At 49.5% G+C, this 608-nt stretch carries 2 protein-coding genes; both read left to right on the top strand.

Translation table 11 applies throughout. The features are described 5' to 3' along the window. The coding region (locus E1963_RS23735) for a hypothetical protein (protein WP_201272105.1) at positions 1-355 on the top strand (355 nt) is incomplete at its 5' end. Between the two features lie 6 nt (positions 356-361). Then, positions 362-608: hypothetical protein (locus E1963_RS23730; protein WP_201272104.1), on the top strand; the 247-nt coding region annotated here is incomplete at its 3' end.

Here is a 608-nt window from a genome sequence, read left to right as displayed (position 1 = left end):
AAGGAGAGGAGAAGGAGAGGAAAAGGAAAAGAGAGAAGAAGGAAGGAGGAAAAAAAGAAAAGAAGGGAGAGGGGAAGAGGAGAAGGCAAGGGGATGGACGGAAGAAGGGAGAGGGAAGAAGAAAAGGAGGAAGGGGGAAGGAAGAAAAGAAAGGAAGAGAAAAGGGGAAAAAAGAGAAGTCGGGACAGGAAAAGGAAGGAGGAAAAAAGGAAAGGAAAGAAAAAGACAAAAAACCAGAGACTGGAGAGGAACAAGAAAAGGGGAGGAAAAGAGAGGGAGAAGAGGGGGGGAAGGGAGGGAAAGAGAGGGAAAAGAGGAGGAGGAAGGGAGGGAAGGACTAACTAGATATTATTAAGGGAAGGTGGGGGAGGGAGGAAAAAGGAAAGGGGGGAAGAAGAAAGAGGGGAAGAGGGAGGAAGGGGAGAAAGAAGAGGAAGAGGCGGCCGGAGGCAGCGAGAGGGGAGAGAAGGAGAGAGGAAGGAGGAAGGGGAGGAAGAGAGGAAGAGGAGAGAGAGAAGGGGGGAGGGGAAGGAAGAGAAGGGAAAGAAGAGGAAAAAGAAGAAAGGAAAGAAGGGAAAAGGAGAAGGAAAAAAGAGGGGGGGAAAAAA

This window comes from Extibacter muris (genome assembly GCF_004345005.1).
Lineage (GTDB): Bacteria > Bacillota > Clostridia > Lachnospirales > Lachnospiraceae > Extibacter > Extibacter muris.
Note: the sequence above shows the minus strand (reverse complement) of the source record. Positions and strands in the feature narration are given on the sequence as shown.